This is a genomic window from Chloroflexota bacterium, assembly GCA_016197225.1.
Classification (GTDB): Bacteria; Chloroflexota; Anaerolineae; order Anaerolineales; family VGOW01; genus VGOW01.
Window position 1 is genome coordinate 1 of the sequence record JACPWC010000033.1, and the last position, 12,743, is coordinate 12,743.

The window sequence follows — 12,743 nt, forward strand, 5'->3', positions numbered from 1 at the left end:
AGGTAGGTTGGGCCGCCTTGTGTCGGGGTGGCCGTTACCCCGCCAAAAGCGTCGGGGTTGGTGTTGAGAACGTAGGCCAGCCCGCCCAACACAATGAGCGCGCCTACGAGAATCCAGGTTGTGCGACGGTTCATTTACTAGGCATTCCTGCGGCGCGACCACCACACGCTCACCCCGCCGATGATCACCAACAGCGGCGGCAGGAGGCACGAGAGCAAAATGATAATCGCCAGATCGCGGTTGGTGAAGATATTCAACGACCGGCTTACCGTTTCTTTTGGAGTCAGGCCAATGAGTTGATCGTCGGTTGCCACCCACTTGATTGAATTGAGCAGGAGAGTGCTGTTGGCAAACCGGTCGCCGCCCTGTTGCTTGAACACATTCAGGGCAAAGCTCGAACTGCTAAAAACGACCAGGCGTGTTTTGGTGGTGATATTTTCGGCAGTCGCCACCACCGACAAACCATCAGGGCTGGTGGCGTCGCCCTCCTCGAGCGCCGGGTTGCCGGCGTTGATCGAGTCAATGTTCGTTTCGCCCCAGGCGTTGCGGCTGGTCTGCACGATGCTTACGGAAGTGACATCCGGCGGCAGGCTACCTGCTTCGGCAATGGCAATACTGCGCGAATAAGGAAAGAAGGCGACTTTACGCTGATCCTGCGGATCGCGGGTGATCGGGCTGAAGCCGTAGCTTAAGGTAGCCGGGGCCAACTGACCGATGTCAGGCACGTACTGGCTCAGATCAATAACCAGGTCGTGGCGCAACGTCAGGCCCCAGTTCGCCGACAGGTAGTCGGCCAGCGGATCGGGCGCGCCGGGTTCAGCCGTTGTCAGGGCCGGCGGGTCCATCATGATGATGGCTTTGCCGCCGTTGGCCAGGTAGTCGCTAATGACTTTCGTTTCTTCTTCGGTGTAAGGCGACTGCGGGCCGGCGATCACAATGGCCGAAGCGTCGCTGGGCAAAGTTTCAGTAATCACCGTCAACGAGCGCACTTCGTAATTGATGACGTCCAGATCAGCCTTGACGCCAGAGAGGCCATTCTCGCCGGTGTCGTCAATGCTTCGTTCGCCGTGGCCGCCGAGGAAGTAGATGATGCGCTTGGTGGGATTGCTCAGGCGGACGATGGCGTTGGTGAGGCCGGACTCGGTGGCGCCGGTGACCGACTCACTTTGATCCCCGCGCTCGACCACCAACGTGCCGTCGGTCGTGTAGCCGTGTTCACGGGCCACGGTTGGCCGGGCATCCGGGTCTACAATTTCGAAGCCAAAGTTGTCGCCGCCGTTGGCCTTGTAGTTGTCCAGTAATCCTTTCGTCGCTTCAAGGTTGAATGCGTCCCTGGTAAAGAATGCATAGACCTTCACCGGCTCGGTCAGCTCGGATAACACTTTAAGTGTTTCGGGCGTCAGCGTGTTGTCTTGCGTTTCGGTCAGGTCCCAGCGGTGTTTGATGGGAACCGGGCCGATGCGGTCGTTGAAGACGACGATGAAGTTAACCAACCCCACCACCACAACAAAAACGACGACCAGCACCAGCGCCTCGGCGCCGTAACGCGCCTGGCGGCTCTTGAGCGCCCGCGTCAGCAGGTCAACTTCAAGGCCGCCAAACAGGGCAATACCCAGCAAGCCAATGGCAAAGGCCGCCTGCGCCGTCGAGTCAATCTTTTGATTGATGAATCCGTAAACCACTCCAAAGAGGATGGCGATGCCGCCCAGAATGATGGCGGCCAGGCCCACCACGTGCTTGCGTTTAAGTTCCATCAGCGCCACCTCCGCGCTTCAACCACCCGCGTCGCCAGGAAAAGCGAGATGGCAATCACGCTGATAAAGTAAACAATATCCACCGTATCAATGATCCCGCGCCCGAACGAGTTGGAGAAATGGTTTGAAAAGTCAAGATGTGAGACAAAGTCAACGAGCTTGGTATTGCCGACACCGAAAAAGGTTTGCAGTAAATTAGTGGCAAAGCCGATGATCCAGATGGTGAGCATGAAGGTATAGCCGATGGCAACCGAGACAATCAGGTTGCCGGTGAGCGACGAGGCAAAGACACCCACCGCCAGGACGGCGCCCACCATCAAGGCCATGCCCAGGTAGCTCGAATAGATCGGCCCGGCGTCCGGGTTGCCATAGGCATACATGAGCGCCGCGTAAATAATTGTGACGCCGATCAGGCACAATCCGAAGAACCAGGCCCCCAGCCACTTGCCCAATACCAATTCCCACTCCTGAAGCGGAGCGGTAAGAAGCAGTTCGAGCGTGCCTTTGTTCTGCTCTTCAGCCAGCAAACGCATAGTGATGACGGGAGCGAAAAACAGGAAGAGGCTGGTGAGCGGCCCAAAGACAAAATTCATCGAAGGCTCGCCGCCGTTTTTCGCGGTGTCGGCAACGCTAACTACAAAGATCAAGCCGACGATTGAAAGGAAGAGGATGGCCACGGCATAGGCGACGGGCGACACAAAGAAGTGCGCAAACTCGCGCTTGGCGATTGTCCACACGTTACGCATCTTGCGCCTCCTCAGCCTTAGCCGGCTCCGCTTCAGCCGCCTCGTCGGTTTCGGCCTGGATCAACTGCAAGTAGATTTCTTCGAGACTCATGCCCATCGGTTTCATTTCCATTAAGCCCCAGCCGCCGTTGACAACTGCCTTCGCCAGTTCGGGGCGGACGTTGCCGCCGGGGACAATTTCAACTTCAAATTCGCCGTCGGTCACGGCGCGAACTGCTGTCACACCCGACACTTTGCCCAACGCTTCGGCCAGCCCGGCGCCGTCGTCGGCCACTTTCAAAGCCACCCGGTCGCCCCCGCTGAGGCGGGAGCGCAGTCGGTCGGGCGTGTCTTCGGCCACGATCTTGCCGTTGTTAATGATCAACACCCGGTTGCACAGGGCTTGCGCTTCCGACAAGATGTGAGTCGAGAGCATCACCGTGCGCTCCTTGCCCAGTTCGCGGATCAAATCGCGAACATCGCGGACTTGCGCCGGGTCGAGTCCGATGGTCGGCTCGTCGAGGATCAATACCTCCGGTTTGTGAAGCATGGCCTGGGCCAGACCCACGCGCTGGCGCATGCCTTTGGACAGGTTGCTGATGAGCGAATCGGCGCGATCGGTCATGTGGACGGCTTCCATTGCTTCCTCAACACGATCATCGCGATCAGGGGCTTTGCGCAGTTCGGCCATGAAGTCCAGATACTGCCAGACCGTCATCTCGGCGTAGAGCGGTACGGTCTCCGGCAGATAGCCAATGCGCTTGCGGACTTCGAGTGAGTGGGTGAACACATCGTAGCCGGCCACAATGGCTTTGCCGTCCGAGGCCGGCATGTAGCCGGTGAGGATGCGCATGGTGGTGGTTTTGCCCGCGCCGTTCGGGCCGAGGAAGCCGACGATCTCACCCTTCTCGGCGTGAAAGGTGAGATGGTCTATGGCCGTGCGCGAGCCATAACGTTTGGTTAAACCTTCGACTTGAATCATGCTTTGCGTAGTCCTTTAGTCATCCGGGTTACGCCGGTTCGTATGACACAAGACGAGCACACGGCGGAAGCGCTCTGCTGTGTGCTCGTCAAAAGAATATCAAGTGTCACTGAAAGAGCCGCCTGCCCGGCGGCCCTTTGCGTTGACACTATACAACTTATCACAAAGGAAAGTCAAGCTTTTCTTAGCGCCGCCTAATCCGGCTTAGCAAAATAGAACATGCGAGCCATTTGCCGGCCTGGCTAAAAACAAGCCTTAAGCGCCCGGATTATCGAGCCGGAAGCCATGCCCCCGGACTGTAACGATGTACTGATGGTTGGGATCGATCTCCGTCAACCGGTCGCGCAGGCGGCGCACCAGGGCATCAATGGATTGCTCGGAAACGCCGTCGCTTTGCACATCGGGCCACACAGCCTGCACCACCTCCTCGCGCGGGCACACGTCGCCATTGCGGGCGTACAGCAATTCGATCAGGCGATATTGAGGCAGGGAAAGCGGCGGGTCAACTTCCTTGCCGCCGATCCACACCCGGCGGCCCGGAATATCCAGCTTGAGGCGGCCGCCTTTGGGAAGCTCGAAGGCCAGCGGCACGGTGGCCTCTGAGCCGACATACACCAGCTTGACGGCAGTGGCAATCGCCACAATGTCGCCGTCCTTCAACAAATGCGAACCTGAAATGGGCTGGCCGTTGACGTGGGTGCCATTCTTAGACTCGTCGTACAGCATCCACCGATTCGCTTCACGTTTGACGCGGGCGTGACGACGGGAGACGGTTTTATCGTTGATCAAAATATCGCATTCGGCGCCCCGGCCAATGATCAGTTCTTCTTTGTTCAAAGGCCAGCGTTGCCCGGTCTGCGGGCCGGCGTTGACGATCAAAACCGGCGTATCAACTCGTTCACTCATGCAGGTCTCCCCTGAAGTATAATTCAGACATCGAAAATACGAGAGTTGCTCTGTGGCCTGGAGGGTGGCCCGCGCCGGAGCCATAACTCTCACTCACCCTCCCACAATCCAGTTTACTCCATTTCAACGGAGCACCGTCAGTCATGGCCTTGCGCCCCGGCGATCTATTGCGTGATCGCTACCACATCCGGCAGGCAGTGGCCCAGGGCGGCATGGGATCGATCTATCTCGCCGAAGACGCGCGTCTCACCGGTCGTCTGTGCGCGATCAAAGAAGTCATCGGCGATCCCTACGCCCCGCCCGAAGTCCAGCAGGAAGCTCGCGAACAATTTTACCGCGAAGCCTCCGTGCTGGCGCGACTTGATCATGCCAGCCTTCCCAAAGTCTCGGACTTCTTCTCGGAAGATGACCGCGACTTTTTGGTGATGGATTACGTGCCCGGCCAGGACCTTTCGGACGTGGTGGCCGCCGCTCGTGATGAGGGCCGCTTCCTGCCGGAAGCCGAAGTGCTGGGCTGGGCCGAGCAATTGATGGATGCGCTGGGCTACTTGCACGCTCAGGAGCCGCCCGTTTTGCACCGCGACATCAAACCCGGCAACCTCAAACTCACACCCAGCGGCGCTATCAAACTCGTAGACTTTGGGTTGGTAAAAGTTCTCGACCCCGACGAACAAACAGTTACTATTGTACAAGGCCGGGGCACTGCCCACTACACGCCGCTGGAACAATATGGCGGCGACACCGGCCACACTGACGCCCGTTCCGATATTTATTCGCTCAGTGCAACGCTCTATCATCTGTTGAGCAACGAAGCGCCCACCGAAGCCAAGCAACGCTTTCTCAAGCCGGGCAGTCTGCCGGCCTTGCGCGACATTAATCCTCTGGTTTCGCCGCGCACCGAACGGGCCATCCACTGGGCGCTCAACCTGCACCCCGACGAGCGCCCGGCCAATGTTGCCGCTCTCAGCGCCGCGCTGTTCAGCGGCATCTTTCCAGACGCGACCGGCGAGTCGGTTTACATTCCATCCTCGCCACGTGAGTGGGTGGAGCGCGCCCTCACCGATCCGATCCAGCGGCAATTGGCAATTGTGGCCGCGCTCCTGGCCCTGCTGGCCATCTTCGTCACCTTCGTCCCGCACTGATCGCGGCCTCATTGCTTCCGGCCAAACCACCACCAACCTGCAACCAATCCCGCCAGCCCGCCGCTCCAGGCCGCGAGCGGCGGGGCCAGGCCGCCTAACGCTTCAAGTGACTTCGCTCCGGGCAACCCCAACGCATAATAGTTGTAACTGGCAAACACGCCAATCGCAATTGCCAGAATCATTTTCACGCCCGCCGATACGGCGTCGCCCCGGCTGCGGGTGAGCCGCCAGCCCGCGCCACCAAATACCGCCAAAGCAATTAATGCCATTAGCAAATCGCCGCCATTCATTTCGGGGCGGCCGGGCTTGGTTTCGGGCGTCGGGGTAGGAGTAAGTGTCGGCGTTGGGGTGAGGGTGGCTGTGTTTGTTGGCGCCGGGGTGTCCGGTGGAATTGTTGGCGGGATAACTATTTCTGGCGTGCTCCCCACCAGGCTGACATCAAACCGCAATTTGTACGAAACCTGCGCCGGTTCACTGGTGGCGCTCACTTCCACCAACCCGCTTTCATTTAGAAGAAGCTCGGCGCGCGCAATCCCATCAACCGTATTCGCTTTAATCGGCAAGGCCGTGAAGCCTTTCGCCAAATAATTCACAAAAAAGTTTACCACCGTGCCGTCTGGAACAGGGTGGCCGTTTTGGTCAACAACGACGCCGGCGCGCAAAGCCACGATGCTGTTCAAAGCAAAGGCAGGCGGGGTGGAGGTTATATCAGAAGGCGCAGGCGTGGCATTTTCGGGCTGAGGCGTGTCGGCGAAAAGCTGGATAACCTGATCGGGATCGGGTTGAGTGATCTCTAGCAAACTATAACGCGCCGATGGAATTGACACCGGCGACGAGCCGGCCGGCGCAAGTTCCTGAAACAGGATGCGGGCCGCCACTTGCAGGGCCGTCGGAGTCTTGTTGTACAGCCCGTAATAAGCCGTCAACTGGGCCATTTCGGTGGAATCAAGGTAGTAGGGCGCATCGAAGGCGAAGACGATGACTCGCCTGCCGCGACTCAAGTCGGGGCGCTGGGCCAGAAAACGGCTCAACGCTCTGGAGGCGGTCACTTCGTCGTTCACGTCCAGCATGGCGAACACCAGCCACTCGGCATTGTTGATCGAATCGTCCAGGCCGGGCTGAGGCGGCTCGGGTGTAGTCTGGAGCGCTGGGTCGGGCGTCGGCGTGGCCGGCAGAGGCGTGCCATCAAGGTAGTTGATCAAGTCGGCAAACGAGAAGCTGTTCAGGTTGGAGTCGACAACCTGGCCGCTGCCTTGCGGGCCATAAAGTTTGAGAACGGCTTGCTCCAAACCGTCTGCCGGAAAAATGGAGCGTTGAGCGCAGAGACTGCACTGCCGAGACGTTCGGGCATCGGTGAAGAAGACAATTTGCTGGTTGATGCTGGGTGGTGAGGGCAGGCGGTCGGCAAGCTCGGCGGGGCTGGGGCTGATGAGGGTGGCCGCGTCGCGGGCGGCGGCGAACATGGCCGCCGAGTTGTCGGGAAACGGTTCGGGGTTGATGGCCGGCAAGACGGCGCCGATGGAAAAGTCGCCGTACATTCTCAGCTTGAGGCCCACAGTGCGAGTCACCGACTCGTCAACGCGCAAGGCGAAGGCCGGGTCTTCTTTGTACTTTTGCACGAACTGGCTGATGACAGATTTAACGGCCTCGGTCTGATCGTCTTGTGAGTTCGGGCCGAACTGCGCCAGATACAAAACGTCGTTGCCGGCCAGGAAGGCGTCGAGGGCCACTTTGAAGGGCTGGAATGTTCGGCCCGAGGGATCATAAAAGCGCCGCACGCCGCGCGCGCCCAGAGCGTCGCTGATCGCCAGGCCGCCGTTGGCCCGCCAGGGCGCAATCTCCGGCAAGGAGAGCAACGTCGTCAACGCTTGTTGATCGAAGCTGATCGGTTTAGTGGTCTCGCGGGCGCTCTGGAAGCCGTGATAGCGGATGTGTGAAATCAGGAGGGCGTCGGTGCTGGAGAATGTGTCTCCTTTGGTGACGGCGAAAAATGGGACAAGGTCAACAGCTATCAACTCGGCCAGCAGTTTATTGATCGTCGGAATTTGATCGCCGATGGCCCGGTCTCCAGCCCCGTAACCGGGGAAGTGGCGAGAGACGACGGCCAGGCGACTGGCGCTTCCCAGATGAATGCCCTGAATGAAGGCCCGGCCCAGTTTGCCCACCCAGTACGAGTCGCCGCCAAACACCTGCGCGCCGGGGTCGGCGGGGTTGTCGGGCTGAGGCGTCTCCACCACGTCAAGCGTCGGGCCGAACAAGAGGTTGACGCCAAGCGTCGAGTATTCCTGCCCCACAATTTGGCCGGCGGTGTTGGCGTGGGACGTGCTCCATGTTGCTCCCAGCGTCATCGGGCTGGGCAAGGCGGTGAGGCCGGAGAGGCCGGGCATCAGGGAATTGCCCGATGGCGTTTCGTCATCGTAAGCAGTTGAGATGAAGAGAGGGATGAATTGCGTGGTTGAAGCTTCCGGCGTTTGAAGTCCATCCAGGCCCGAGGTCTCACCGGCGGCAATGGATTGCAGGGCGCTGGTGAGCGCGATGGTCTCGGTGATGAAGGTCTGCGTTCCGCCAAAGTTGTCGTTGGCCGCCGACAGGGCCACACCGCCCACGTGATATTGGGTGATCAATTCGCGAATGGGCGAGTCAACGCCCGTGTCGGCGCCGTTGAAGGCCACCAGGAACAGTTGCCCAACGCGCTCTTCGGGCGTGAGGGCGGCAACAATGCGATCTACTTCGCCATTGGGAACTTCGGTTTGTAACGCTTGAGTCGTTCTGGCCGAGACGGGTTGAATGGCGCTGAGGCAAATTGCAAGAAAAAGTAAGAGTCGGGTAAGTCGTTGCATTCGCGGGTTACTGCGATTCTAACCGATAAATGTCTTCAATCAGTTTATCAATCTCTAACTGCTCTACATCATACCAATGGATTTGCGGATCGTTTAGCCGGAACCAGTTGGCCTGCTGGCGCACAAAGCGCCGCGTCTCGTGTTTGATCAGCCGCGTGGCCTCGGCCAGGTCGCACTCGCCGCGCAGGCACATGCCGATCTGTTTGTAGCCAAGCGCCGACATGGCCGGCAGAGACCAGGCATATCCTTTGTCGGCCAGGGCCTGCGTCTCGGCCACCAGCCCTTTCACCATCATTGCTTCAATCCGCGCATCAATGCGAGCATAAAGAATGGGGCGAGCCAGAGTCAGGCCGATGATGATAGAACGGTACGGAGGCGGAGTCTTCTGGCGCTGGGCGCTGAACGGTTGCCCCGTCGCCAGCGTCACTTCCAGCGCCCGCGCCACGCGCCGAACGTTGCGCCGATCAATCACTTGTGCGGCGGCGGGGTCGGCCTCAGCCAACCGGCGGAACAATGCCTCGGAACCTTCACGCTCGGCAAAGGCCAACAGCTCGTCGCGCAGCGCCGGGTCGGCGGCGCGGGGCGGGATCGTCCAACCCTCCAACACGGCGCGAACATACTGCCCGGTTCCGCCCACCAACAACGGCCAATGATTTCGCGCGTTGATGGCTGCGATCAATTCATCAACCGCCTGGCGATATTCCGAGAGCGCCCAGGGCTTGTCCGGGTCAGTCACGTCAATGAGGTGATGCGGGACGCGGGCGCGGTCGGCGAGCGAGGGCTTGGCCGTGCCGATGTCGAGGCCGCGATAAAGATAACGCGAGTCGGCGGAGATGATCTCGCCAGCCAAACGTTCGGCCAATTCAACGGCAATTGCCGACTTGCCGACGGCGGTTGGGCCGACGATGACGAGGAGTTTTAGAGATTGGAGATTTGTCATTGCTGATTGATCGCGTTCTCAATCACTTCTACCCTCAACAACTCGCCCTTGCCTGAAAGTTCAACCGCCACAAAATCAATTCGCCAGTCCACCTGGCCCAGAGCATGATCCTGAAGGTAAGTTTGAGCGGCGGCAATCAGGTGACTTTTCTTGCGAAGTGTCACCGACTCTTCGGGGGAGCCGAAATCGGCCCCGCGCCGGGTTCGCACTTCCACAAATACCCAGGTCTCGCCAAATTTTGCCACCAGATCGATCTCGCCTGCCGGGCAACGGAAGTTACGTTCGACAATTTCGTAGCCGAGTGAAATGAGCTTGTCGGCGGCCAACTGTTCGCCGCGCCGGCCGAGAGAGAGGCGGGAGCGGCTCATGTTGCCTTCCCATCGGAACGGCGAACGCGCTCTTCGGCCAACCGTTCATAGTGAGACATCATGATGCCTGAAGTGCGGCGAATGTCATATTGCTTTGCCGACTCCCTGGCGCCGCCCGCCAGCCGCTGGCGCAACTCAGCGTCCAGAGTCAGGCGCACCAGTTTAGCGGTAAACACCGCCAGATCGTTGGCGCACAACAAACCGTTTTCACCGTCGCAAATAGTGTCTTCCACGCCCGGCGACTCGATCCCGATGGCGGGCAAACCGGCGGCCAGGGCTTCAATGAGAGAGAGCGGATGGACTTCAGTCAACGAAGGGGTGACGAAGGCGTCGGCCAGCATCAACATGCCGGGCACATCCTGGTACGGAACCGGGCCAGTAAAACGAATGAAGGCGCCCACGCCAGACCGGCCTGCCTCATCTCGCAAGCTTTCCAACGCCGGCCCGCCGCCCACAATCAATAAATGAAGATTCTCGACCACGGACTTCGCGCCCACGAAGGCTTGCAACAGGAAACCCAGATTCTTCTCCGGCGCAACCCGGCCAAGATAGATCAACACGCAATCATCATCGGCTAAACCAAACTCGGCGCGAGAGCGCGGCGCACCCTGTTCAAAGGGCCGGAGGTCAACACCATTCGGCGCTACTTCAATCGGCGATCCTACCCCCAACCCTCGGAGCACTTTCACCAGCCCCGCCGAAGGCGCAATCACCAGATCGCAACTGGCGCAAAAGTCGGGCATGTAAGCGTGCAAGAGCGTCTCGCTCAGCGCTTCAGGCACCATCGGCAGATAAGCCTGAGCATACAAATCGTAGCGGGTGTGATTGGTGAAGATGATGGGAATGCCGCGTGGGCGGCAGTAGCGCAGGGCCAGCCGCCCGCTGACAAAGGGGTGATGAACGTGTACAATGTCCATCGAGCCAAGCTTGCGCTGGGCGGCCCGCGAGTAGCGAAACCCCAAATAGTAGCCCGTGTCGGGAATGGGGATGGCCGGTGAACGAACCACATATAGCTCATCATCCTCATAAGCCTCGCCGCCCAGTGTAAAGACGTACACCTTGTGGCCGGCCGGCTCAAGCTCACGCTTATTGAGCGAGATGTAGTTGGTCACGCCGCTGATGTGAGGCTTGTACATGTCAGCCATCATTCCAATACGCATAAAGTCATGGTACTCGTTGGGGTGTAAGCCGTCAAGTTAGGCCACAGCTTGACACCCTTTCGAGGCTGAATACACTTAGCTTATTTCCTGCGCAAGGAGCCGCCATGTCCTTCATCAACATTCTCAAACAAGGTGATATTTTCTACGAGCTGACGCCCACTCAACTCGAACTGGTGGCCTCACTTTGCCAGGAGCGGCGGCTCAACACTGGGGACATCGTCTTTGAGGAAAACACGCCGAGCGACGAATTGTATATCATCGCCCAGGGCGAGATCGAGATTCAGGTGGACCCGACTCTGGTGGGCGACAATACCACCCCACACATGGGGCCGGTGACGATTGCCACCTTGCGCCGGGGTCAATCCTTTGGCGAAGTGGCCCTGGTGGATCAGGGTCTCCGGTCGGCTACGGCCAAGTGCGCCCAGCATAACACCCAATTGCTGATCATTCCGCGAGATAAGCTGATGATGTTATGCGACACCTATCCTCAACTGGGCTACCGCCTCATGCGCAACCTGGCCGCTGACCTCTCACTCAAAATCCGCAACACGGATATGAAAATCCGCGAAGAATTGCTCTACGGCATGCAACGGCGTGGCTGAAAAACCCCGTCCGATTCTGTTGCAATTAGACGATAAACCGACGCTTGACCTACGCTGAAAATTCGTCTATTATCGCTCGTCAAAGAAGGAAGAGCTGTGTGAGAGTGGGGACTCAAAGACAGCTGATCAGACATCCCAACTCAGAAATTTGGCGCTGAAAGGGGGAATGTCCTCATACACAAAGCACCCATACTTCTAATGTGTAATTAGCCCTGATATTTCGCAATACCTTCAGGGCCATGCTGACCCGTTGTATTTCGCAATGGGAAAACTAACACTACAGTACGGAGGAGAAATAGCAATGTCAAAACGCAACTACCTATTGTTGACCGCAGTTGTCATCGCCAGCCTGGTGCTCTCGGCTTGCGGCGGCGGCGCGGCCTCAGGCGGCACCATCAAGGTCGTGTCCGACCTGCCTATGACTGGCTCTTCGCTCGGCCAGACGCAGACGATCGTCAACGCCATCGAACAGGCCTTCGCCGCAACGGAAAACAAAGTCTGCAATGGCAAGTGGACGATTGAGTACGAAGCCAAAGACGACGCTTCGGCGGCTCTCCAGAAATGGGACCCCGAAGTGGCAACGGCCAACGCCAAGGCCTACGCCGCCGACGCCAGCATCGTCGCCGTGATCGGCACCTTCAACTCCGGCGCGGCCAAGCTGGAAATCCCGATTCTCAATCCTGAGAATGTGGTTATGATCTCCCCGGCCAATACTTACCCCGGTCTGACCAAACCCGGCAAGGGCGCCGAAGGCGAACCGGATGTGTACTACCCAAGCGGTAGCCGCAACTACACTCGCGTTGTCCCGGCGGACGACCTGCAGGGCGCAGTGGGCGCGCAGTGGGCCAAAGACCTGGGCGCTAGCAAGGTTTACATCCTCGACGATCAGGAACTGTACGGCAAGGGTATCGCCGATGTGTTTGATAAGAAGGCCAATGAGATCGGCCTCCAGGTACTCGGCCACGAAGGCATTGATGGCAAGGCCGCTGACTACAAAGCGCTGGCCACCAAGATCAAAGACCTCGGCCCTGACCTGATCTACTTCGGCGGCATCACCCAGAACAACGCCGGCCAGTTGGTCAAGGACATCCGCAACGTCGGCTACGAGGGCATCTTCATGGGCCCGGACGGCATTGCCGAGACAGCGTTCCTCGACGCCGCCGGCGATTCGGCTGAGGGCGTGTACACCACCTTCGGCGGCGTTCCCCCGTCCGAGTTGACGGGCAAGGCCGGTGAATGGCGCGACTCCTACAAGGCCAAATACGGCGGAGACCCCGATTACAATACAATCAGTTTGTACCCGAAAACCATGGAAAAATTGATG

At 58.9% G+C, this 12,743-nt stretch carries 11 protein-coding genes; 3 read left to right on the forward strand and 8 right to left on the reverse strand.

Going from position 1 to position 12,743, the window contains the following annotated elements; translation table 11 throughout:
- Positions 1 to 137: 137 nt before the first annotated feature.
- From HYZ49_06490 to HYZ49_06505, 4 genes are all read right to left on the reverse strand, one after another.
- Positions 138 to 1,754: a GldG family protein gene (locus HYZ49_06490; GenBank protein ID MBI3241924.1), complete on the reverse strand. Its 1,617-nt coding sequence runs from the start codon at positions 1,752 to 1,754 to the stop codon at positions 138 to 140.
- Entirely contained in the window at positions 1,754 to 2,500 is a 747-nt protein-coding gene (locus tag HYZ49_06495) for an ABC transporter permease subunit (protein ID MBI3241925.1), read from the reverse strand. Before HYZ49_06495 ends, HYZ49_06490 begins: the two co-directional genes overlap by 1 nt.
- Positions 2,493 to 3,461 (reverse strand): ABC transporter ATP-binding protein, encoded by a 969-nt coding sequence (locus HYZ49_06500; GenBank protein ID MBI3241926.1) that lies wholly within the window; start codon positions 3,459 to 3,461, stop codon positions 2,493 to 2,495. Before HYZ49_06500 ends, HYZ49_06495 begins: the two co-directional genes overlap by 8 nt.
- A gap of 255 nt (positions 3,462 to 3,716) precedes the next feature.
- Positions 3,717 to 4,367, reverse strand: coding sequence for an FHA domain-containing protein (locus HYZ49_06505; GenBank protein ID MBI3241927.1), 651 nt, complete (start codon positions 4,365 to 4,367; stop codon positions 3,717 to 3,719).
- A 143-nt stretch (positions 4,368 to 4,510) separates the two neighbouring features.
- Here HYZ49_06505 and HYZ49_06510 point away from each other — a divergent pair, with 143 nt between their 5' ends.
- The gene (locus tag HYZ49_06510; protein ID MBI3241928.1) at positions 4,511 to 5,509 is read left to right on the forward strand and encodes a serine/threonine protein kinase; all 999 of its coding nucleotides are present in this window, start codon (positions 4,511 to 4,513) and stop codon (positions 5,507 to 5,509) included.
- A gap of 8 nt (positions 5,510 to 5,517) precedes the next feature.
- Here HYZ49_06510 and HYZ49_06515 read toward each other — a convergent pair whose 3' ends face one another.
- The 4 genes from HYZ49_06515 to HYZ49_06530 are packed head-to-tail and all read right to left on the reverse strand — an operon-like array spanning position 5,518 to position 10,793.
- Positions 5,518 to 8,349: a hypothetical protein gene (locus HYZ49_06515; GenBank protein ID MBI3241929.1), complete on the reverse strand. Its 2,832-nt coding sequence runs from the start codon at positions 8,347 to 8,349 to the stop codon at positions 5,518 to 5,520.
- Positions 8,350 to 8,356: 7 nt separating this feature from the next.
- A complete protein-coding gene (gene miaA, locus HYZ49_06520; protein ID MBI3241930.1) occupies positions 8,357 to 9,289 on the reverse strand; it encodes a tRNA (adenosine(37)-N6)-dimethylallyltransferase MiaA in 933 nt (310 codons plus the stop codon).
- Positions 9,286 to 9,657: a YraN family protein gene (locus HYZ49_06525; GenBank protein MBI3241931.1), complete on the reverse strand. Its 372-nt coding sequence runs from the start codon at positions 9,655 to 9,657 to the stop codon at positions 9,286 to 9,288. The genes miaA and HYZ49_06525 overlap by 4 nt, the downstream gene beginning before the upstream one ends.
- Positions 9,654 to 10,793 carry a glycosyltransferase gene (locus tag HYZ49_06530; protein ID MBI3241932.1) on the reverse strand — a complete coding sequence of 380 codons (1,140 nt, stop codon included), beginning with the start codon at positions 10,791 to 10,793 and terminating at the stop codon, positions 9,654 to 9,656. The genes HYZ49_06525 and HYZ49_06530 overlap by 4 nt, the downstream gene beginning before the upstream one ends.
- 128 nt (positions 10,794 to 10,921) lie before the next feature.
- Between HYZ49_06530 and HYZ49_06535 the strand changes: the two genes are divergently transcribed.
- Entirely contained in the window at positions 10,922 to 11,419 is a 498-nt protein-coding gene (locus tag HYZ49_06535) for a cyclic nucleotide-binding domain-containing protein (GenBank protein ID MBI3241933.1), read from the forward strand.
- Between the two features lie 262 nt (positions 11,420 to 11,681).
- Positions 11,682 to 12,743: branched-chain amino acid ABC transporter substrate-binding protein (locus HYZ49_06540; protein MBI3241934.1), on the forward strand; the 1,062-nt coding region annotated here is incomplete at its 3' end.